Annotated in this window: 16 protein-coding genes and 1 pseudogene; 15 read left to right on the forward strand and 2 right to left on the reverse strand. The window is 71.9% G+C overall.

Annotated features, from left to right (window positions below; translation table 11 throughout):
• A pseudogene (locus FRCN3DRAFT_RS54960) lies at window positions 1-220 on the forward strand (IS110 family transposase); the annotation flags it as partial.
• Between the two features lie 20 nt (window positions 221-240).
• Here the strand turns inward: FRCN3DRAFT_RS54960 and FRCN3DRAFT_RS0209620 are convergent.
• Window positions 241-1,458 (reverse strand): glycosyltransferase family 4 protein, encoded by a 1,218-nt coding sequence (locus FRCN3DRAFT_RS0209620; RefSeq protein ID WP_035927145.1) that lies wholly within the window; start codon window positions 1,456-1,458, stop codon window positions 241-243.
• A gap of 274 nt (window positions 1,459-1,732) precedes the next feature.
• Here FRCN3DRAFT_RS0209620 and FRCN3DRAFT_RS43620 point away from each other — a divergent pair, with 274 nt between their 5' ends.
• The 11 genes from FRCN3DRAFT_RS43620 to FRCN3DRAFT_RS0209670 all read left to right on the forward strand — a co-directional run bounded on the left by FRCN3DRAFT_RS43620 (window position 1,733) and on the right by FRCN3DRAFT_RS0209670 (window position 16,270).
• Window positions 1,733-3,142 carry a glycosyltransferase family 2 protein gene (locus tag FRCN3DRAFT_RS43620; protein WP_007519991.1) on the forward strand — a complete coding sequence of 470 codons (1,410 nt, stop codon included), beginning with the start codon at window positions 1,733-1,735 and terminating at the stop codon, window positions 3,140-3,142.
• A gap of 242 nt (window positions 3,143-3,384) precedes the next feature.
• A complete protein-coding gene (locus tag FRCN3DRAFT_RS0209630) occupies window positions 3,385-4,281 on the forward strand; it encodes a glycosyltransferase family 2 protein (RefSeq protein ID WP_027140410.1) in 897 nt (298 codons plus the stop codon).
• A gap of 230 nt (window positions 4,282-4,511) precedes the next feature.
• Entirely contained in the window at window positions 4,512-5,861 is a 1,350-nt protein-coding gene (locus FRCN3DRAFT_RS43625) for a S8 family serine peptidase (protein ID WP_007519988.1), read from the forward strand.
• A gap of 64 nt (window positions 5,862-5,925) precedes the next feature.
• Window positions 5,926-7,215, forward strand: coding sequence for a tyrosine--tRNA ligase (gene tyrS, locus FRCN3DRAFT_RS0209640; RefSeq protein ID WP_007519986.1), 1,290 nt, complete (start codon window positions 5,926-5,928; stop codon window positions 7,213-7,215).
• Window positions 7,216-7,620: 405 nt separating this feature from the next.
• Window positions 7,621-8,646, forward strand: a complete 1,026-nt coding sequence (locus FRCN3DRAFT_RS0209645; protein ID WP_007519985.1) for an NAD-dependent epimerase/dehydratase family protein — start codon at window positions 7,621-7,623, stop codon at window positions 8,644-8,646.
• A complete protein-coding gene (locus FRCN3DRAFT_RS0209650) occupies window positions 8,646-9,212 on the forward strand; it encodes a dTDP-4-dehydrorhamnose 3,5-epimerase family protein (protein WP_007519983.1) in 567 nt (188 codons plus the stop codon). Before FRCN3DRAFT_RS0209645 ends, FRCN3DRAFT_RS0209650 begins: the two co-directional genes overlap by 1 nt.
• Before the next feature lie 337 nt (window positions 9,213-9,549).
• Window positions 9,550-10,806, forward strand: a complete 1,257-nt coding sequence (locus tag FRCN3DRAFT_RS0209655) for a class I SAM-dependent methyltransferase (RefSeq protein ID WP_007519981.1) — start codon at window positions 9,550-9,552, stop codon at window positions 10,804-10,806.
• Between the two features lie 7 nt (window positions 10,807-10,813).
• Complete coding sequence (locus tag FRCN3DRAFT_RS53960; protein ID WP_157845199.1) at window positions 10,814-10,975, forward strand: hypothetical protein; 162 nt, start codon at window positions 10,814-10,816, stop codon at window positions 10,973-10,975.
• Window positions 10,972-13,578 (forward strand): hypothetical protein, encoded by a 2,607-nt coding sequence (locus tag FRCN3DRAFT_RS49345; RefSeq protein ID WP_051466207.1) that lies wholly within the window; start codon window positions 10,972-10,974, stop codon window positions 13,576-13,578. The genes FRCN3DRAFT_RS53960 and FRCN3DRAFT_RS49345 overlap by 4 nt, the downstream gene beginning before the upstream one ends.
• A gap of 5 nt (window positions 13,579-13,583) precedes the next feature.
• Window positions 13,584-14,489 carry a hypothetical protein gene (locus FRCN3DRAFT_RS0209665; RefSeq protein WP_007511419.1) on the forward strand — a complete coding sequence of 302 codons (906 nt, stop codon included), beginning with the start codon at window positions 13,584-13,586 and terminating at the stop codon, window positions 14,487-14,489.
• Window positions 14,490-14,734: 245 nt separating this feature from the next.
• Window positions 14,735-16,270 carry a Wzz/FepE/Etk N-terminal domain-containing protein gene (locus tag FRCN3DRAFT_RS0209670; RefSeq protein ID WP_007511421.1) on the forward strand — a complete coding sequence of 512 codons (1,536 nt, stop codon included), beginning with the start codon at window positions 14,735-14,737 and terminating at the stop codon, window positions 16,268-16,270.
• Between the two features lie 605 nt (window positions 16,271-16,875).
• Here the strand turns inward: FRCN3DRAFT_RS0209670 and FRCN3DRAFT_RS0209675 are convergent.
• On the reverse strand, window positions 16,876-18,219 hold the full coding sequence (locus FRCN3DRAFT_RS0209675; protein WP_007511423.1) for a hypothetical protein: 1,344 nt from the start codon (window positions 18,217-18,219) through the stop codon (window positions 16,876-16,878).
• 749 nt (window positions 18,220-18,968) lie between these two features.
• Here FRCN3DRAFT_RS0209675 and FRCN3DRAFT_RS0209680 point away from each other — a divergent pair.
• From FRCN3DRAFT_RS0209680 to FRCN3DRAFT_RS0209690, 3 genes are all read left to right on the forward strand, one after another.
• Entirely contained in the window at window positions 18,969-19,847 is an 879-nt protein-coding gene (locus FRCN3DRAFT_RS0209680) for a glycoside hydrolase family 26 protein (protein ID WP_232793987.1), read from the forward strand.
• Between the two features lie 301 nt (window positions 19,848-20,148).
• Window positions 20,149-20,904 carry an FkbM family methyltransferase gene (locus FRCN3DRAFT_RS0209685; RefSeq protein WP_007511427.1) on the forward strand — a complete coding sequence of 252 codons (756 nt, stop codon included), beginning with the start codon at window positions 20,149-20,151 and terminating at the stop codon, window positions 20,902-20,904.
• A 207-nt stretch (window positions 20,905-21,111) separates the two neighbouring features.
• Window positions 21,112-22,023, forward strand: coding sequence for a PIG-L deacetylase family protein (locus FRCN3DRAFT_RS0209690; RefSeq protein WP_007511428.1), 912 nt, complete (start codon window positions 21,112-21,114; stop codon window positions 22,021-22,023).
• Window positions 22,024-22,139: the final 116 nt, after the last annotated feature.

Here is a 22,139-nt window from a genome sequence, read left to right on the forward strand (position 1 = left end):
CGACGCCCTCTACCTGCAGGCCTTCGCCGCGCTGGGCGTCTCTCCAGGAGCGAGGGCCTACTACGACGCCCACCGCGCCCGCGGCGCCACCCACCACCAGGCCCTACGCGCACTGTCGAACCGGCTCGTCGGCATCCTCCACGGCTGCCTACGCCACCACACCCCTTACGACGAAGCCACCGCCTGGCCCAGCCAGACCGACCAGAAGATCGCCGCTTGACAGTTAGAACCGTGGGATATCTAGGACGCGCCCCTCTCGGGTGGCGGCAGCTGGTCGCGCATGCGCCGCAGCAGTGCCTCGTGGCCCAGGTTGCGCAGGACGTAGGCGCGGCCGGACCGGCCGAGCAGCCGCGCGCGGTCCGGGTCGGCGATCAGTCCACAGACCTCGTCGACGAACGACGCCGGCTCGTCCGCGACGAGAAGGTGGGTGCCCGCCTCCCAGCTCAGCCCCCGGCTGCCCGTACGGGTGCTCACCACCGGCGTGCCGAGCGCCATCGCCGCGACAGCCTTGATGTTCACCCCGGAACCGGACCGCATCGGGTTCACCGACACCGTCGCCGCCGACACGTACTCGTCGGTGCTCGGGACGTCGGTGTACAGCTCGACGCCGGTGACGCCGCCCAGCCAGTCGGCGAGACCGGGCTCCGGCCGACGGCCCACCACCTGGAACACCGCGTCCGGGTAGCGCGCGCGAATGCCGGCCCAGCAGTTGTCGACGAACCAGTGCAGCGCCTCGATGTTCGGTGGCGTGTCGAGCGAGCCGACGAACACCAGCGTCGCGGGCGCCCGCCGGGGCTCGTCCGAGCCGGTGGCGGACGTGCCGCCCGGGGCCAGCACGTCGAGAGGCAGGAACGGCGGCAGGTGGAAGGTGGCCACGCTCGCCCGCTCGCTGCGCCAGAGGTGGTCCTCGATCGAGATGTCGCCGATCGCGGTCACCAGCGGAGAGTGGTAGAGCGTCCGCTCGGCCAGCTGGAGCTTGCGGTACTCCATCTCGTAGGCGGCGGCGCGCGGCCCGGAGGAGCTGCGCGCCAGGGCCTTGAAGAACTCCGACTCGATGTTGTGCGCCCGCACCAGGTGCGGGAGGCGCCAGATCCGGGCGATCTCCTCGCCGAGATGCGACCCCCGGTAGCTGTAGCTGATCACGGCGTCCGCCCGCGGCGGGGTGGCCTGAAGCGCCCGGCGTAGCGACCCGACCGGCCGGGAGGCGTACATGTACGGCTGCGCGCGCAGGTGGGCCAGTGGGCTGGAGTCTCGCGGCAGCCGAATCACCGCGGCACCGGGGACGGCCGCCTCATATCCCTCGACATCGAGCTCGTCGCGGGTTGGAACCAGCAGCTGCATGCGGATGCCGGCGTTCGAGGCCGCCGTCAGGAAGCCGAAGGTCTCGACCCGCCCGCCAGCGTCGGCCGGCAGGAACGGCTCCTCGACGACCACGATCCAGCGTTCGGCGTCGCTCACGGCGCTCACTGTAGCCCGCGGGCAAGTGGTGCCTACCGGCCCATCCCCTCGGGATGTTGTCCGTCCCGAGTGCTGTCATCCACGGCTCGCGGTCCGTGCGCGGGCAGGCTGGGCGACGCGGCGCGGTATCGCCGCCCGTCGGGCGGCTTTGGCTGGTGGCGCTGGATCCGCGGCGATCTCCGTGAGTGTCCGGAAACACATCTGTCCGTGTGCGGCGCGGCGCGCGACGCCCCCATCGACCCCTGGTAACCCAAGGCAGCTACGGTTACTTGTCATGGCAGGAGTGCGGGCCCTCGGCCGTGGCGCCACCGTCGCCCTTCTAGGGGCGACGACCCTTTGGGGTCACGTTCTGTATCCGGTTTACATCGGGCTGAAGAGCAGGGGTCTCACCCCGGAGACGCCGACGGACCCGGACGAATGGCCGTCGGTGAGCGTCGTCGTCGCGGCATACCGCGAGGCCGCGGTCATCGGCACCAAGCTCGACGAGCTGCTGGCCACCGACTACCCGGGCTCCATGGAGATCATCGTCGTCGCGGACGACGAGGACACCGCCACCGCGGCGCGGCGCGCCGGGGTGCGGGTGCTCTCCTCCGGCGAGCGGCTGGGCAAGGCGCGGGCCGTCAACCGCGGGGTCTCGGCGGCCACCAGCGACATCGTGCTGCTCACCGACGCCAACGCGGCGCTCGCGCCCGGGGCGATGCGCGCCGCCATGCGGCACTTCGGCGACCCGACCGTCGGCGCCGTCGCCGGCGAGAAGCAGGTCGACGACCCGCAGGGCGCGCAGGGCTTCTACTGGAAGTTCGAGTCCTGGCTCAAGCGCTGCGAGTCGGCGACGGGCGCGACCATCGGCGTCGTCGGGGAGTTCCTGGCGTTCCGGCGGGAGGCCTTCCGCCAGCTGCCCGGTGACACGGCGGTCGACGACGCCTGGCTCGCCCTGGACGTCCTCGAGAGCGGCCTGCGGGTGATCTACGAGCCCGAGGCGTACTCGATCGAGACGTCGAGCCCGACCTACTCCGAGGAGTGGGAGCGCCGGACGCGGATCGTCGCCGGCAACCTCGACATGATGTGGCGGCGGCGCGCGACCATGGCGCCGGGGGCGCTGCAGGTCACCCCGCAGCTGTGGGGGCACCGGGTGGTGCGCTCCTCCTTCGGCCCGATGGCGCATGTCGCGCTGGTGGCGATGAGTGTCCCGGCGGCGCGGCACAGCTGGGCCGCGCGGCTGTTCCTCGCCGGCAACGTCGTCGGCGCGACCAGCGCCGGCGCGCTCGCGGTGGGCAGGACGCCGCCAGGCCCGACCAGGCTCGCCGCGCAGGTGTTCTTCCTGCAGGCGGTGGCACTGGGCGGGGTGCGCCGTTTCCTGGCGCACGACCGGCCGGCGGTCTGGCCGAAGCCGGAGCGGCTGGCCCCTGCCTCGGCGGGGGCGCCCGCCCTGACCGCGCCGGGCGAGGAGCCCGCGCCGGGCGGTGGCGCCGCGCCGGCCGCCCCCACCACGCGGGGCGCCGTCGACGCGGGTGAGCCGGTCATCGGCCCCGAGGCGGCGGCGACGGGCCCGATCATTCTGCCCCCGGGCTTCGGGTCCGGGCGGATCTACGACCCCGAGGCGTTCGAGCAGGGCGAGTACAAGGGTGGCATCGGTTCCGCGCGGCCGCAGGGGCAGGCGCGGACGTACGGGCCGGCGCAGTAGGCCGGCGGCAGGAAGGCCGGACGGCGCACTAGGGAGTTGTGACGGTGACCGACCAGTGGACCACCGCGGGGGAGCACGACGCCGAGACCGCCGGGGCGAAACCGGCGGTGCCGAGGCGCGCGGAGACCTCGGGCGAGGAGCCGGGCCTGCGGCCGTCGTGGGTCAGCGACCGCCAGGCGGGCCCGGGCGAGCACGGACCGGCCGTCGACGGGTTCGCCAAGGCGGCCTGGCAGACTGAGCCGGTGGCCGATCCACAGTGGGCGTACGAGGTCGTCATCGTCAGCTTCCACAGCCGTGGTCAGCTCGAACAGATGCTTGCCGGCCTTCCTTTGGACATTCCGGTCGTCATCATCGACAACGCCAAGGGAGCCGACCGGATCCACGAGCTGGTGGCGGACCGCCCGAACGGCCGCTACCTCGACTCGGGCGGCGGCAAGGGCTTCGCCAAGGCCGCCAACATGGGCATCCGGTCGTCGGCCTACGAGTACGTCATTCTCGGTAACCCCGACAGCCGGCCGACCGTCGAGATCATCGAGGCGCTGGTCGACGACCTGCGCGCGGATCCGACCCTGGTCACCAGCGCGGCGACGATGAAGGGGCTCGACGGCAAGCCGGAGCTCGGCAACGGCGGCTGGGAGCCCACCCCGCGCAGGGTGCTGCTGCACGTCCTAGGCGCGCACAAGCTCGCGCCGTCGTCCGCGCTGTTCGCGAGGCCCGTGCCCGGCCGGGCGATGGAGCCCGACTGGCTGACGGGCGCCTGCATGGCCGTGCGCCGGCAGACCTTCCTCGACCTCGGAGCCTTCGACGAGACGTTCTACGTCTACAACGAGGACATGGCGCTCGGCCGGGCGATCCGGGAGGCGGGGCTGCGCCAGAAGCTGCGCACCGACCTGCTGGTGCCGCACGGCGCCGGTGGCTCCGGCGCGGCCAAGACCTGGATGCTGCAGATGCGCGGCGCCTCGATGATCCGGTACATGCGCAAGCACAACGCCCCGGGCAGGGTGAACGCGATGCGATCCCTGCTGGTCGCCGGTTACGCCGGCCGGACCATGTTGTCTCGCGCCCGCGGCCGTACGTCGACGGCGCAGGAACATGCCGCGTACATCAAGGGCCTGCTGGTCGGACCGCCCAAGCCCTGAGGCCGAATCGGCGGCCGGTTCCGGGTGAGCCTGAACTTCTCAGGTGAGCCTGGATTCCGAGGCGCCCGCTGGTCTCGTTGTCGTCCGCTTGTCGTCCGCTCCGCCTGGGCGGGATGTCACGTTCGAGACCGGTCGTCTCCTGGGTGCCCCCGTTGTGGAAAACTGCCGGAAACCAGGAGGTGTCCGCGGTTCGCGGTGCTCCGTCGCCGCTCGCCGAAGGGGGCGCGCCCGTGCCACCCGCGCCCGCCCACGCCCGATGGCCCCGGCGCCGCGTCCTGCCCGGGCTGCTGGCGACGGCACTGACCGGCGGGATGCTGCTGGCCCCGGGCCTCGCCGGTGCCGCGCTCGCCACGCAGCGTGGGGACGGCCCGTGGTATGTGAGCGCGCTGCGGCTCGACGAGGCGCACCAGATCTCGACCGGCGCCGGCGTCGTGGTGGCCATCGTCGACGGCGGCGTCGACGCGACCGTGCCGGCGCTTGCCGGCCAGCTGTTGCCGGGCCTCGGCATCGGCCCGGACGCGGCGGCGGACGGGCTGCGCGACGACGACCCCGACGGCCACGGCACCTCGATGGCCGGCATCGTCGCCGCCCGCGCCGTCGGGCCGGGCGGCCAGCCGACCGGGTTCGCCAGCGTGGCGCCCGACGCGAAGATCCTCTCGATCTCCACCGGCCGGGAGACCGACTCCGACGAGGTGGCCGAGGCGATCCGGCTGGCGACGGACCGGGGCGCCAAGGTGATCAGCCTGTCGCTCGGGTCCTCCGGCCCTCCCGAGCCCGGCGAGCGGGCGGCCGTGCGCTACGCGCTCGCGCGCGACGTCGTCGTGGTCGCCGCGGCGGGCAACGTCGACTCCGACGACCACGACCCGGCGGACCACGCGATCAACTCGCCGGCGAACATCCCCGGCGTCATCGCGGTGACCGGCTCGAACCCCCGCGGTGACTTCTGGGACGGCTCGGCGAGCGGCCCGCTGGCGGTGCTCGCCGCTCCGGCGCCGAGCATCCGCGCGCCCGTCCCGGCGGCGCTGTCCCCGAGCGGCGCCCAGACCGCCGACGGGACCAGCAACTCGACCGCGATCGTCGCCGGGGTGGTCGCGCTGGTCAGGGCCGAGCATCCGGAGCTGGGCGCGCCGAGCGTGATCGACCTGCTCGTCAGGACGGCGGACGACAAGGGGCCGTCGGGGCGCGACGAGTGGTTCGGCTTCGGCGTCGTCGACCCGGTCGCCGCGCTGCGCGCCGTGCCGCTGCAGGTCGCCACGAACCCGCTGCTGGTCACGCCGGCCCCGCTCGAGCCCGGCCCGCTGAAGACCGACGAGGATGCCCTGGTGGGTGCGGGCGCGGCCGGCGAACGAGGCACCGGCGCCGCCGTGCCGACACCAGCGGCCCCGGGCGCCGCGACGAGCGCCCCCGCGGGCCTGGCCGGGGCGGGCGGGGACTCGAGCCCTGGCGTGCTGGCCTGGGTGGGTGGCCTCGCCGCCGCGGTGCTCGCCGGCATGGCGGTCGGCATCGGCGCCTTCGTGGCGAGGATGGCCCTGCGCCGCCGCGGCACCCCACTACCGCCCGGCGGGGCCGCCTGGTCCTGACGGGACGGCCCGTCGCCCGGTGGGGAAGCCGATCTTGCCGATACCGGCTCGGTAGCATGGGGGAATGACGAGCGCGCTACTGGAGGAGCTGTCCTGGCGTGGGCTGATCCACGACAGCACCGATCCCGCCGAGCTGCGGGACCATCTCGACGGTGGCGCGCGCCGTGTCTACATCGGCTTCGACCCGACGGCGCCGTCGCTGACGATCGGCAACCTGCTGCCGATGACCCTGCTGATTCGCGCGGCGCGAGCCGGCGTGGCGCCGGTGGTGCTCTTCGGCGGTGGCACCGGCCTCATCGGTGACCCCTCCGGGAAGTCCGTCGAGCGCACTCTGCTGTCCGCCGAGGACGTCGCCGCGAACGTCGCGCGCCATCAGGAGCTGATGCGCGGCATCTTCGCGCGAGCCCTCGAGCCGGAGCAGATGCCGCAGTTCGTCGACAACGCGGCCTGGCTCGGCCGGCTCGGCATGATCGAGTTTCTGCGCGACGTCGGCAAGCACTTCCCGGTCGGCGAGATGACCAGGCGGGACACGGTGCGCCGCCGGCTGGACGACCCGAATATCGGCCTCTCCTACACCGAGTTCAGCTACGCGCTGCTGCAGGCGTACGACTTCCGCCGGCTGTGCGAGGACCACGGGGTCACGCTCCAGATGGGCGCGTCCGACCAGTGGGGCAACATCGTGGCCGGCATCGACTACGTGCGCCGGGTGCTGCGCACCCCGGTGTACGGGATCACCTGCCCGCTGCTGCTGCGTTCGGACGGCACCAAGTTCGGCAAGTCCGAGAAGGGCGCGGTCTGGATCTCCGCCGACCGCACCTCGCCGTACACCTTCTACCAGTTTGTGATCAATCTCTCGGACGAGGATGCCCGCCGGTTCGCGCTGTTCTTCTCGCTCACCGGCCGGGAGACGTTGGAGAAGCTGTTCGCCCAGCACGCGGAGACCCCCGCGCGCCGGGCGCTGCAGCGCCACCTGGCCCGCGAGATGACCACGCTGGTGCACGGCGAGGCGGCGACGGAGGCGGCCGAGGCGGCCTCGGAGGCGCTGTTCCGGGGGGACGTGCGCGCCATCGGCCCGCAGATGCTGGGTGACGTGTTCGCCGACGTGCCCAGCATCGACGAGCCGGCCGCCCGGCTCGAGGGGGACGGCTGGCCGGTCGTCGACCTGCTGATCGCCGTCGGTCTCGCCAGCAGCAGGCGGGACGCTCGCGAGCACCTGGGCAACGGCGCCGTCCTCGTCAACGGCACCAAGGTGGCCGACCCCGCGGCGACCCTCGTCACCGCCGACCTGCTGCACGGCTCGGTGATCCTCGTGCGCCGCGGCCGCCGCGAGTGGCGCGTGGTCCGGTTCTCCTAGGCGGCTGGTTCGCCGGCGGCGTGAGCCCTTACCGGATCCGCCACCGGCCGGCTCGTGGTCCGTGCGTTGTCTCCCGCCCGGGCCGCCGTGGGACGCGTCGCTGCCGGTGTCACCCTGGCCACCAGCAGGTCCGGTGCCGGCGACCGTCGTCGCTGCCGCGCAGCGTGATGGTCTCGCGACCTGGGCACCGCTTGGGGGGCGGCGGTCGCGGCGGCCGTCGCGCCGGTCGGTACGGTTCTGGTCGGGACATCGGCCGTGCCCTGAGCCAGCGGCGCGCATCCGTGGTGGCGCGTGTCCGGACATCCGGCCGATGTGGAGTAACAGCCCAGCGGGCCGCGGCCGTCCGGTCACGTGGCTGGGGGGCATGGGGGCCGCGGCGCCCTGGAGTAGCGGGAGGACTCGCGCATGAAGGTGCTCGTCACGGGCACGGAGGGATACCTCGGCAGCCTGCTGGCGCCCGAGCTGCTTCGCGCCGGCCACGACGTAATCGGCGTCGACACCGGCTACTACAAGTTCGGCTGGCTCTACCGGGGCACCGACCGGACCGCGCTCACCCTGGACAAGGACCTGCGCAACCTCACCGTCGAGGACCTCGCCGGGGTGGACGCCGTCGTGCACATGGCCGAGCTGTCCAACGACCCGCTCGGCGCGCTGGCACCCGACGTCACCTACAAGGTGAACCACCAGGGCTCGGTGCGCCTGGCGACCCTCGCCAAGCAGGCCGGTGTCGAGCGGTTCATCTACATGTCCTCCTGCAGCGTCTACGGCGTGGCCACCGGCGAGGACGTCACCGAGCGGTCCGGGGTGAACCCGCAGACGCCGTACGCCGAGTGCAAGGTGCTCGTCGAGCGTGACGTCATGCCCATGGCGGACGACACCTTCTCTCCGACCTTCCTGCGGAACGCGACCGCGTACGGCGCCTCGCCGCGGATGCGGTTCGACATCGTGCTGAACAACCTGTCCGGCGTGGCCTGGACCACCGGCGAGATCGCGATGACCTCGGACGGCACCCCGTGGCGGCCGCTGGTCCACGGCCTGGACATCGCCAAGGCGATCAAGTGCGTGCTGGCCGCGCCGCGTGACGCCGTGCACAACCAGGTCTTCAACGTCGGCGACAGCTCGCAGAACTACCAGGTCAAGGAGATCGCCGACGCCGTCGCGACGGTCTTCACCGGCTGCAAGCTCTCCTTCGGTGACAGCGGTGGGGACAACCGCAGCTACCGGGTGAACTTCGACAAGATCCACGCCGAGCTGCCTGGCTTCTCGTGCGACTGGAACGCGCTGCGCGGCGCCCAGCAGCTGTATGACGTGTTCTCGAGGATCGATCTCGACGAGGCGACGTTCACCGGTCGCGGTCACACCCGGCTCAAGCAGCTGCAGTACCTCATCGCCACCAAGCAGCTCGACGCCGACCTCTTCTGGACATACTGATGATCATCACCCCGACCGAGATCGACGGGGTGTTCATCGTCGACGTGGAGTCGTTCACCGACGAACGCGGTCTGTTCGCCCGGACGTTCTGCCGGGACGAGTTCGCCGCCGCCGGGCTCGCGGTCGACGTCGCCCAGTGCAGCGTCGCCTACAACCGGCGCGCCGGGACGGTCCGCGGCATGCACTGGGCTGGCGAGCCGGTGCGCGAGACGAAGCTGGTCCGGGTGACCAGGGGCGCGCTGCTCGATGTGATCGTCGACACTCGGCCCGGCTCGCCGACCTGGCTGCGCCACGTCGCCGTCGAGCTGACGGCGGACAACCGGCGGGCACTGTTCATCGACGCCGGCCTCGCTCACGGCTACCAGACCCTGGCGGACGACACCGAGGCCACGTACCAGATGAACGTGCCCTTCCAGCCGGGCCACGACCGGGGGCTGCGTCACGACGACCCCGTGCTCGGCATCGACTGGCCGCTGCCGGTCAGCGTGATCTCCGACAAGGACCGGTCCTGGCCGTTGCTGGCCGCGGATGCCGCCGCCGCGGAGGTGGGCGTCAGGCAGGCGTAGCCACCTTCCGCGTCCCGGCCGGTACCGGGCGAGTCGCCCTTGTACTCGGCATGTGCCTTCCCGGGCCAGCGAGAGACGGGCGATACCATGACGTCGCGAGAGGGTCCAGGCCACACGCCTGACGGGCGCGCGTGGCTCGCAGGTCGTGCCCGTCAGTTAGTGGGATCGTCACATCTGTCTGGTCGGATAGTCGGCGGATGCGGCGCTCGGGCCAAGGGTCCGGGCACCGCGAGGCCAACCTACCGGTCTCGGCCGAGCGCCGAGCCGTAAGACGACGAGCAACGAGACCGAATGTCCGGCCGGGCCACCGAGCCGGGCCCACAAGGCAGGGGAGCGCATGGCAGGGGAAGCGGCCGCGGCCACCGAGGTGACGACGTGCCGGTCGTGTGGGGGCGAGCGGCCAAGGCTGTTCCTGTCGCTGGGTGCGACGCCGATCGCCAACCGGCTGGTCCGGGCGGACGCGCTGGACGCCGTCGACCCGAGTTTTCCGCTCGAGGTCGGCTTCTGCGAGAGCTGCGCCCTTGTCCAGCTCACGCACGTGCTGCCGGCCGACCAGATCTTCGACGAGGACTACCCGTACTTCTCGTCGTTCTCCGACATGCTGGTCCGGCACGCCGAGAAGCAGGTCATCGACCTGATCGAGAGCCGCAACCTCGGGCCGGACAGCCTGGTCGTCGAGGTGGCGAGCAACGACGGCTATCTGCTCAAGGCGTTCGTCGAGCGCGGAATCCCGGTGCTCGGCATCGAGCCGACGCCGGGCCCGGCCGCGGCGGCCCGCGAGATCGGCGTGCCGACGCGGGAGGAGTTCTTCGGCGCCGAGCTCGCCCAGCGTCTCGTCGACGAGGGCCTGCGCGCCGACGTGATCATCGCGAACAACGTGATGGCGCACGTGCCGGACCTGAACAGCTTCGTCGAGGGATTCTCGATCCTGCTCAAGGATGACGGCATCGTCAGCGTCGAGAACCCAGGCGTGCGCGCGCTGCTCGAGCACACCGAGTTCGACACCGTGTACCACGAGCACTTCTGCTACTTCTCGACGATCGCCGTCGAGGCGCTGATGCGCCGCCACGGCCTCGAGCTCGTCAGCGTCACCGAGTTCCCCGAGCTGCACGGCGGGACGCTGCGCTGGCGGGCGGGCCGGTCCGGCGCCGCGGCGCCGGATGACTCGGTGGCGCGCGTGCTGGCGGGCGAACGGGCCGCCGGGCTGGACTCGTTCGAGCGATACGGCAGCTTCGGCGCCGAGGTCCGCGAGCTGCAGGACCAGCTGCGCGCGCTGCTGGCGGACCTGAAGGCGCAGGGCAAGACGGTCGCGGCCTACGGCGCCGCCGCGAAGGGCGCCACGCTGCTCAACTCGACCGGCATCGACACCGAGCTGATCGACTTCGTGGTCGACCGCAACGTGCACAAGCAGGGCAAGTACATGCCGGGCGCCCGGCTGCCGATCCTGCCGCCCGAGGCCCTGGCGGAGCGGCAGCCCGACTACCTGCTCCTGCTCGCCTGGAACGTGAAGAACGAGATCATGGCGCAGCAGGCTGAGTACGCGGCGCGTGGCGGCAAGTTCATCGTCCCCGTGCCGCGCCCAGTCGTCCTGTAGGCCGCGGATGAGGACCACGAGGCGGGCCACCGTGTTCGCCGGCCTCGAGGAGCGGCCCGCCGAGTGCCCGCGGCGCTGGCCTGGGGAGCGCGCGCACCCCCACCACCACGCGTCGGCGCAGGCACCCGCGTCCCGGCCGGTCGTCACCGTGCGCGGTGCCTCTCCGTGACCGACCTGGACATCGAGGACGACCGGGAGCGGCCCCGGCGTCCCCAGCCGGACGGCTCACGGCGGGACGCTCCCGCGGGCCGTCCCTGGACGCCCGAGGTGGAGCCGCGCGGCGCGGCGGCGCCCGGGCCCGCCGCCGGGCAGCGGCCGCCGGCGCCCGCCGGCCCGGGGGAGCCGCCGCGTGCCCGCGGCGACGACGCGCGCGCCCGTGATGACGTTCACGCCCGTGATGACGTTCACGCCCGCGACGACGCCCGCCCCCGCGACGACGATCCGCGGGCCGGACGGCCCGTCCGGCCGGGCGGGCCCCGCCGACCCGCCCAGGTCGACCCGCCCGAGCCACCTCGTAATCCTGACCGGCCGGAGCCGCCTGACCGGTCCGGGCGGGCCGAGCGGGCCGGCCGAGCGCGCCCCGACGGGCCGGCCGCCGCCGAGCGCACCGAGGTGATCTCGCGCGCGGACGCGCGTCCGAGCAGTCCTGCCGCCCCAGAGCGCACCGAGGTGATCTCCCGTCCGGACGTGCGCTCGAGCAGCCCGGCCGCCGCCGAGCGCACCGAGGTGATCTCCCGCGCCGACGCGCGTGGGGAGCGCACCCGCGTCCAGCGCCCGGTTGGTGATCATGGAGCCGCGCCGCGCCGCGCCGTCCCCACCACCGCGCCGCCGCCCGCCGAGTCGTTCGTGCCCGCGGCCGCGCGGAAGCCGGGGCGCCAGGGCGGCCAGCCCGCCTCGCCGGCCGGACCGGCCGCGGGACGCCCGCGGGACGGGCAGGACCCCCACCCCCACCCCCACCGCCGGACCGGGACCGGCAGGCCGCGGGAGGAGGGGCAACAGACACCCGCTCGCTCGCGCGAGGACCACGTCCTGCCTCAGCCCTTCCAAAACGGCTTCATGAACAGCTTCACCCAGACGATCGACCTCACCGCGCTGCGCCGCCGGCTCGAGGAACAGGACGCGGCCGGCCGCACCGACGCCACGGCCCGGCTGCACGGGCGAGACCGGACCGGCGCCGATTCGGACGGCACCCAGCTCCTGCACCGCGACCCGGCCGGGCACCGCCGGCGGCCACCGGCGGACGGCGGGGACGAGCTGGGCCTGCGCGACCTGGACGCCGTCGAGGAGCCGCGCAAGCCCGCGGCGGCCACCTGGGCCCGCGGCGAAGAAAAAGCGCCGGCCAAGGGCTCGGTCCGCAGCCGCGCCATGTGGACGCTGCTCGACCAGCTCATCTCCAGCGGCACCAACTCGATCCTGATGTTCATCGTCGCGCGGGAGGTCACCAAGTCGGAGTTCGGCGCCTTCTCGGCCGCCTTCGCGGTGTTCGCCGTCGTCATCGGGTTCTCCAAGGCCACCGGCGGTCAGCCGTTGGGCATCCGCTACTCCGGTGCTCCGCGGTCGGTGTTCTCGGCCGCGGCGGCGAAGGCCACCGGCTCGGCGCTTGTGCTCGGCCTGATCGCCGGGTTCGGCTGCGCGGTGGTCGGCGCGCTGCTGGGCGGCGCGGTCGGCACGGCGCTCGTGACGCTCGCGGTGGTGCTGCCGGGCCTGCTCGTGCAGGACCTGTGGCGGCAGGTGTTCTTCGCGCAGGGCCGCCCGGCGGCGGCGGCGGCCAACGACGGGGTCTGGGGCGTCGTCCAGATCGTCGGCGTGGCCGTGCTTCTGGTCCGCCACGTCGCGCTCGCCTCGCCGATGCTGCTCGCCTGGGGCGCGGCCGCGGCCGTGGCCGCCCTGATCGGCGTGGTGCAGGCCGGGTTCTGGCCCGCCCCCAGCCGCGCGTTGGACTGGGTCCGCGAGCACCGGGACATCAACGGCTACCTCGCGGCCGAGTTCGTCACCGTGCAGGGCGCGCTGAACACCACCCTGCTGGTGATCGGTGCCATCAGCACGATCGAGCTGCTCGGCTCGCTGCGCGGCGTGCAGACCGTGCTCGGCCCGACGACGATCTTCGCGATCGGCATCGTCAGCTGGGCGATTCCGGAGTTCTCCCAGCGCAAGGACATGAGGGCCGCCGCCCGGGTGCGTGCGGCCTACCTGCTGTCCGCGGCCGTCGCCGCCATGGGCATCGTCTGGGGCCTGGCCTTCCTCGTCTTCGGTCAGATCGAGACCGGCGGGATGCCACTCGGCGAGCATCTGCTCGGCCCCACCTGGGCCGGGACGCACCACCTGCTGGGGCTTTCGATCATCCAACAGGCTGGCGCGGCGTCCACAGTAGGGGTGAGCTGCATGCTCATCGCTCTCGGCCGAGCCAAGGACACCTTCCGCCTGAACGTGATCATGGCGCCGCAGCTTCTGCTCTACCCGGTCATCGGCGCGCTGGTCGGCGGCGGGACCGGCGCGGTGATCGGTTTTATCGCGGCCAACTGGGTCATGGTGCCGGCGTGGTTCCGGCTGCTCGGCCGCGCCGCGAAGGAGGCCGAGCAGGCGTGGGACGAGACCCAGGCCGCGCAGGGACAAGGGCCCCGCGATCCCGGGGCCGGGGGAGACCAGCCGGACCGGGTGGATGACCGGCTGGAGCACAGCGACCGGCGGGACCGGCGCGGCGAGCGGGACCGGGACCAGCGGCCCGGTCAGGGACGCGGCGCGCCGGCATCAAAGCACCTGAGCGTGGAGTGAGTCACATGCGGCTGTACGTAGTCTGCCGATCGGTCGGTTCTGAGAACGCGAAGAACCGGCCGAGTTTTTACAGCAAGACTCTCGCGTTGGCCTCGTTGTTGCGCGCGGTGGAGAACGTCGATATTCCCACTCAGGTGGTGTTCGCGAACGACGGGCCGATCCCGCCGGAACGACTGGCGATGATGTCGGGCGCGGGAGAGGTGCTCCCGATCAGGGGCGGCAGCAACCGTTCGTCCTACCGACTCGTGCTGCGCCTCCCTCGGCAACGCGGCTGGGCCGAGAACGATCTCGTGTGGTTCGCCGAGGACGACTATCTCTACGCCGCCGATGCCCTGGCGGGCGTCGTGGCCGCCGCGGGCAAGCTGCCCGAGGCCGACTACTTCACCATCTACAGCCGGCTGCGGTTCGCTCCCGGCGCGACCCGCCGGCGTCCGACGATCTCGGCGCTGGACCGCGCCGAGGGCGACGACGAGGCCGTGCCGATCGGCCGGGCTCGCTGGTACCGGGCCGTCAGCTCCACCAGCACCTTCGGTGCCTGGGTGCACACGATCGTCGCGGACGAGCGGCTGCTGCGGACGGCGCCTTTCGTCGGCGGAGCCTTCGACCACGCGACCTGTCTCGCCTACCAGGGCTACCGGCCGTTCGGCCTCTCGGAGCTGGGCGGTGAGCCGCTCGACGAGCCGGACGAGCACCCGGCCGTGAAGCGGTTCGCCCGCCGGGTCGCGCTGACCGGGGTGCGCAGCACGCTCAACGCCGTGGCGCTGACGCGGCCCGAGCACAGCCGGCGCGTCCTGGTCGCGCCCGACCCGGACCTGGCGACGCACATGGAAGAGGGGCAGCTCGCTCCGGGCACCGACTGGGAGGCGGAGGTACGGTCCGTCGAGGAGTGGATGCACGCCGCGTTGAAGTAGGCGGCGTCCACGCGCGAACTCCCGGGGATTGGCGGGGTGTTGCCGCCCTGGCGATTTGTGCCTCGGCCGGCTGGGCTATGCTCACATTCCGGGCCTCAAGGTCAAGAAAACTGCGGTCGTGAGGTGTTGGTCGTCGTGCAGGTGCCCACCGTTGTGAGGTGCCAGAGCGCGCCAAAACGGGGCCGCTCGGTGGCTCCCTCAGGATCGCGGAACTCCACCGCGTCAAGTGGAAGTGAGGCGGAGCGGTGAGCTCAGCTGGTTCTCAGACGGGCGACGGCGGGAACGCGCCGGCGTTGTCACTGCTGCGGGTCCTCGGGCGCCGCTGGTTCCACATCGTGATTGCTGTGGTCGTCGCGGGCGCGCTGGGTCTGATCGTCAGCATGGCGGTCACCCCGACCTACAAGTCGACCGCTCGCGTCTTCCTCTCCACCGACGCGACCGAGGCGGGCGGCTCCGTCGACCTCAGTCGAGTGGTGCAGACACAGGCGGAGCTGGCCACGTCGAAGCAGGCCGTCACGCAGGTGGCGACCAAGCTGCACCAGAACCCTGGTTATGTCGCGGCGCACGTCACCGCGGTGCCGGCGGACTCCGCCTACTACTTCACGATCACCGCGCTGGCGGACACCCAGCTCAGGGCGAACCAGCTGGTCAGCAACACCCGGGACGTCTACAAGACCCTGCTGACGAACTACAACGGCGGTGACCAGGCCACCGTCGACGCGCTCCAGAAGGCGTGGAACGAAGTACGGACGCAGCTCGGCGCCGCCACCCCGGGCAGCCCGAACTACAACGTTCTCAACGACACGTTGACCAAGCTGAACACGAAGCTCACCGACGCGAAGGTGGCGCAGGCCATCTCGGCGACCACGGTCGGCTTCACCGAGGACCCGAACGACGCGGGCCGAATCGCGCCCAAGCCGTTCACCAGCGTTCTGATCGCCGGGCTCATTGGGCTCTTCGTCGCCATCGCCGTCATCTGGGTCCGCTACCTGCGCCGGCCGACGGTGCTCGACGGCCGGGCGGCCGCAGACTCCCTCGGCGCGCCGCTGATCGTCGGCGCCTCCGGCGTCACGCCAAGCATCGACACGATCGTCTCGGCGATGGCGGCGGTGCTCTCACCGACGGTCAAGGTCGTGGCCCTCACGCCGGCGGCCGCCGGCGACCTGACCTCCGAGACGGTGGCCGGCGTCGCGGCCAGCTGGTCCGACGACCAGGGCGTCGTGCTCGTCCTCGACGCCTCGCCCAGCTCCGAGGTCCGTTCCATGCTGGAGCGGCTGCCGCGGGCGACCTCCGGGGAACTGCCGCGGTGGGCGCACGAGCCGACCTGCCTCGCCCGGTCCTCCGGGAGCGGCCGGGGCCATGTGCTCTACAACCGGGTGTCGCCGTCGCGGGCGTCCCGGCCGGGCGGGCTCGCGCCCATCCTGGCCGACCGCGCGCCGGTCGTCGACCTCGTGCTGCTGCTGACGCCGCCGCTGACCGACCTGCCGATGACCGCTGCGTCCGCGCTGCAGGCCGACGCCGTCGTCGTCATCACCTCGCCGGACACCCGCACCGACGAGCTCGCGTCGGTGCCGCGGGACTGGCCGGCGCTCGCGGAGCGGATCGTCGGCGTCATCCACGCCGAGCGGGGCGGATTTCGCCCCTCGACGATAGCGGCGGAGACCCGTGGCGGCGCCCGCCCGACCGTCGGCGGCACCATCGACCGGGATCTGGACCACCGCGACGGCGACCCCGAGGTCACCGACCGCTACGCCCGCCCCAGCGGCGGCAGGGAGTACTAGGAACAAAGCTCGGGTTCAAGCCCGGCCCAGGGGACATCGTCCCCTGGGCCGGGCTTTTTCTTTCGTCCTCCGTGTCGCACAGGGCGGCGGCGGGGGCGTGCGTGCGTTCCGGTGTGACCGCGTTGCCGCGTTGCCGGGGCCCCGCTGCTGCCGCACGTGCTTCAGCCCGCCTGAACCTTCAGCCCGCCTGAACCTTCAGGCCCGCCTGAACGTGCTTCAGGACGCCTGAACGCCGCCCCGGAGGGCGGGGGCTTCGGCCAGAGACGTCCCCCGCGGAGTCCAGGTGGTGTGCGACCTGGGACGTAGTGGGGTGTCTCTGCTCCGCGTCGCTCTTCGCGGGTGCGCGGGACGCGGCTGGTGAGCCCCGAGCGAAGCCGACGGGTCTCTGGATGCCCTCGCCCAGACGGCCGGCGACCCGACCGCGCGGTGAGGCCGGCAGGATGGCATGAGGTTCGAGCGCCGGTGCCCTTCTCGAAGGCGCCCTTGTCGACCCGGCGACCTGCGTCCTGAAACGAATGAGCCCCTTCAGGCCAAGGTTGGCCTGAAGGGGCTCTCACCGAACCGTGCCCGCGAGGTCGGGGGCCGTGGGATCCGGCCGAAGAACGTCAGTGCTGCTCGGCGTAGCTCCGTTGCGCGGGGACCACGGCGCGCCGATAGGCGGGCTTGCGGGAGACCAGCGGATGCAGGTCCTCGCAGAACCAGGTCAGTAGCAGGAGGACGAGGTAGCCGACGACCGGGCTGAGCAGGCTGCTCGACAGCACGAAGTAGAAGAACAGAAGAGAACCGGACAGCACGAACGACGGCGAGCCACGAATGAACGCGGTGGCAAGGAAGAGCAGGAAGGCGACGCCGCCGATCAATCCGTACTCGAGGATCAGCTTGGGCACGAGCGCGTAGTTCAGCGGCAGCCCGGTCCTGGCGAGGAAGGCGGCTGAGTCACGGTCGGACCAGCCGGGCCCGTGGCCCACCAGCGCCGTGCCCGGATGTTGGGAGAGGTCGTCGTACATCCGGGTGTAGGGCTGCACGAACCGCAGGCTGCCGCTGGACTGGCTGGAGGAGGTCTCCGTGGCCCGGGAGGCAAAGATGTCGGCGGCCGGGGTGAGGGACAGCACCGCCACGATCACCCCCACGATGGCCAGCGCGGAGACCGTGAACCTGACGCCCTTGTGGACCGCGAGCAGCACACCGGCGACCCCGAGGAGCAGTACTCCGGTACCCGACACCGTGCTGAGGATGGCCAGCAGGTACAGCGGGTACCGCCACCAGCGCATCTTGCGCAGCACCCCGACGACCAGGCCCATGGCCAGGAACTGCGAGGTGTACGACGCCTCCAGCCCGAGGAAGGCGTTCGACTTGTAGAGCGTGGAGCCGTACCGCACGGGATACGAGGTGTTGAAGTCGTGCGCCAGGAACTGCGACGGCACGATGCTGGCGAGGACGTCCGAGTACTTCCAGCCGACCAGCTGGAGCGCGAACTGCAGCACGGCGAGGCCGGCGAACACGGAGGTCATGATGACGAACCGGTCGAGCAGCCGGGGCAGGAGCACCTTGCTGTGCGCGCGCGACAGCCCCAGGCAGAACGGCGCGTAGACGGCCACCAGTAGCAGCAGCGAGTTCAGCGAGACGTTGTCCTCGCCACGCGTGAACGCGAGGAACGCGACGGCGCAGCAGACCGCCATGGCGATCAGGTAGGCCCTGGTGCGCACCAGGTGGATGCGCAGGCCGCCCCGGGCCACCATCAGCAGCATGCCGAACAGGACCACCGGTAGCACCACGGAGACGCCGGTTCCCCCGACGGGGACCGAGATGCGCTGCAGGAACAGCTCGCAGAACATCAGGACGGTCAGGATGCGGAGAGTCGACCGGTCCGCCTCGGCCGCACGCTGCGCCGCATCCGGAGTCGGGATCACCCAGGTACGCGGGATGCGGGTGGTCAGCGTCGTCACCATGTCCGGCCGTCTCCTGTCGACCTTGTGTGGTCTGCCACTACCACTCCATCGCTAGGCGGCCGCCGCGCGGCCTGTACGGTGCTGGCCGCTGCCGCGGCGTCTACGTTGCGGGCCGAGACCGCGCCCGTCGGGAGCCTTGGGCGCGCTCCGGGCGGGCGGTTCGACTCATACAGTGACACCTGGGTGTTTGCCCGGGCGGAAGTCGCAAATATGAGCATCGACGCCGTCAAGCAGTTCACTCTATGCCGTCTTTGCTGGCGTCCCGGCGCCGGGGGCGCCGGGACGCCAGCCCACAACGGCCAGGCTCCAGCTGGGAACTTGGTGGTGGGCGGCCGTCGTCGTGTCTAGGTGACAGGTAGGTGCCTAAGTCGGCGAGTCTTACGTAAGGTAAGGGTTGTCGACGGCAGGGCGCTCTCGTGACATCCGGTCCGCCGGTGTGCAGATCGCGACGCGCCCGGGGAGGGACGCCGAGCGGCATCGCCGTCATGAAGGGAAAACGGGTGGGGGAGCGCCATGGCACAGGTCGGGGGTCGGGCGGGTCATCCCCGTCGACCGTGGCCGCTGGGAGGGCGCCCGCTCGCGCCCCCAGGCGACGCCGGGCGGGTGGTCGCGCCATCCGGGCGGGGGCCGCGCTGACGGCCGTCCTGGTCGCCCTGGCAGGGCTTGCCGCGTGTTCGAAATCGGACAAGGACAAGTCCGACAAGCCCAGCCCCGCCATCGCGTCGCTTGGTGGCCTGGGTGTGCGCTGGATGTCCGGCGCGAACGCGAACTACCCGATGGACATCGACCAGTGGGCGAAGTGGACCGGGCGGCCCGTCGACCTGGCGCTGATGTTCGTCACGCGCGACAGCTGGGCCAATTTGGTCTCCCCGCACTGGCCGCTGGATGCCTACACCAGGGACAAGTGGCCGGGTCAGATCTCGGTCGCCGTACCGCTCTGGCCGGTCGACCACAGTGGCGCGCCGGTCGACGGCGCGAACGAGAACGACTGCGCCGCCGGCGCCTACGACCAGTACTTCGCGCAGCTCGGGGGAAACCTGCAGAAGTACGGCCGCCCCGACGCGATCGTGCGGCTTGGCTGGGAGTTCAACGGCGACTGGTTCAACTGGTACCCGCGCGATGTCGAGGTCTGGAAGAACTGCTACCAGCACGAGGTGGCCGCGCTGCGCTCGACCGCCCCCGAGGTCCAGATCGACTGGACCATGAGCATGCACCGCGACACGTTGCCCGACGGGACCGATGTCTGGGCCGCCTACCCCGGCGACGACTACGTCGACATCATCGGGGTCGACTACTACGACATGGCCCCGCCCGCGCCCACGGAGAAGATCTGGGACGACCTGTGTGACAACCCGTCGGGCCTGTGCAACATCGTCAAGGAGGCCCGGGCGCACGGAAAGAAGTTCTCCGTGCCCGAGTGGGGGGTCGTGAGCGCCAGCGACGGCGGCGGCGACAACCCCTTCTTCGTCGAGAAGATGTACGAGACGTTTCGGGCGAATACGGACGTTCTCGCCTACGAGTCCTACTGGAACAACCACGAGCCCGACAACGTCCACTCGTCGTTGCTCAACCCGGTGCTGAACCCGAGGTCGGCGAAGCGCTACCAGCAGCTTTTCGGCGCGGGCTGACCGGTTCCGCCGAGGCCGGGACCTGGGCGCACGGCGGGGCTCCTGGGAGATGCCGGTCCACCTGGCGCTCGCGCGCCGCGCGGACGAATCCGGACTGGCCATATCGGGAACGACCCGCTATGTCCTCATGACCGCCCGCGCGATAACCTGCTCCCAACGTGCGCCGGAAGGTCGCAGGCGCCGCCGCGCCAACAGCGCTCACATCATCATCAGGTCGGCGGGCGAGCCGAGACTGGTGCTCTGATGTGGCCTGCGCTGGTTTCGACCCCGGGCACATCGGTCGGACCTGGAGGCCCGAAACATGGGGGAGCAGATCAACCGACAGCTGGGCAGCGCACGGCGGGTGGTGAACGAGCTCGGCCTTGGCCCGGCGCTCAAGGCGGTGCGCCGCAACGTCCTGCCCACCGCCCGGCGAAACGCGGTCGACGACAGGAACCTCGCGCTGCTGCTTGCCTTCGTGCTGGACGCGGAGGCGAACTGCATCGATGTGGGGGCGCACCGCGGCGACGTCCTCCGGGTGATGGTGCACAACGCGCCGCGCGGCCAGCACATGGCCTTCGAGCCGATTCCGGACTTCTACGAGGACCTGCGTGCCGCGTACCCGTCCGTGGTCGTGCGCCGCGCCGCGCTGTCCGATCAGGTGGGCACCAGCTCGTTCGCGTACGTGCGCAGCCGCCCGGCCTACAGCGGGCTGCGTGAGCGGCTGCCGGAGGGGACGGAGGAGGTCGAGCACATCCAGGTGGACGTCGAGACCCTCGACGACACCGTGCCCGCCGACTACTCGCTCACCCTCCTCAAGATTGACGTCGAGGGCGGTGAGTACGGGGTCCTGAAGGGCGGACTGAAGCTGCTGACCCGGTCTCGGCCGCATGTCGTGTTCGAGTTCGGGTCGGCCGCCCGCGAGTACGGCACGACGCCCGACCAGATGTACGACCTTCTCGACGGCGACGTCGGCCTGCGTATCTACGACATGACCGGCGCCGGCCCGTACACCCGTTCCCAGTTCCGGCAGATCTTCGAGTCCGGCCGGCGGTTCAACTTCGTCGCCCACGCCTGACCGTCGTCGCCCGGGCCAACCATTCAAAGAGTGGTCCGCGCGGGCGGGATGCGCGTTCGGGACGCTGACGACCGCGGCTCTTCGGCGCGGGTTGACCTGCGCCTGCCGGCCGCAGAGGGCCCAAGGGCCCTTCGATAGGCTCATCTCGGTCATCGATCGAGTCGGGTCCGGGTGCGCGGGGGATCCGGGTGCCGCGGAGGAGTGGTGATGGACGGGTCCAGCGACGGCGAAGCCGGTGGTGGCGGCGCGGGCTCAACTGCGCGGGCGGTGACGGCCGTGCGGGGACTGGTGCGGCCGGCCGCGCTGCGCGAGGGAGCCCTGCAGCCGGCCCGCTCGGCCTACCGGCGGGCGTGGATGCGCCGCGGCCGGGACATCACCCGGGCGATGTCCCGGGCCTCGTGCCTGGTGGTCGCTCCGCACCCCGACGACGAGACCCTCGGCTGCGGGGTTTCGATCATGCGCAAGCGGGAGGCCGGTACCCAGGTCACCGTGGTGATCGTCAGTGACGGCGCGGCGGCCGAGCCGGCGTACCTCCCGCCCGCCGAGCTCATCGCCCTGCGCAAGGAGGAGGCCCGCCGGGCGGGCAGCCGCCTCGGGCTGCGGGCGGCGGACATCCGCTTCCTGGACGTGCCCGACACCATGGTCGGGGAGCACGTCGACGAGGTGGCCGACCGGCTCGCGGAGCTGATCAAGGAGCTGGGGCCCGAGCAGCTGCTCATCCCGACCTCCTGCGAGGGCCACCCCGATCACGACGCGACGAACGTGGCCGCGCTCGAGGCCGCCAAGAAGGCCGGATTCACCGGCCAGGTTCTCGAGTACGGCGTCTGGATGTGGACGCACTGGCCGTGGACCCGCGGTTATGGCACCGAGGGGTACACCCCTCGGCGCATGCTGCGCGACCCGATGGACCGTATCCGCGAGGTGCGCCCGCTGCTGGTGGGCGCCAAGGGCTACCGCGCGCGCCAGGCATACGCGCTCGCCGCGCACAGCAGCCAGGTCAGCGGCCCGAACGGGGGCGGGGCCACCCTGCCCAGGTCGCTGCTCGCGGCCACCCGAGGCCCCTTCGAGCTCTACCTGGAAGCCGGAGCGCTGTCACACCTGAACTTCACGCGGGCCTGAACTCGAGCATCTCCCGGAGGCCTGCGTCTCTCGCGGGCTTGAGTCTCTCGCGGGCCAGTCTCTCGCGGGCGAGAATCTCCCGCGTGCCTGAGTCTGGCCCGCGCCCGGCCGCCAGT

The organism is Pseudofrankia saprophytica (assembly GCF_000235425.2).
GTDB lineage: Bacteria > Actinomycetota > Actinomycetes > Frankiales > Frankiaceae > Pseudofrankia > Pseudofrankia saprophytica.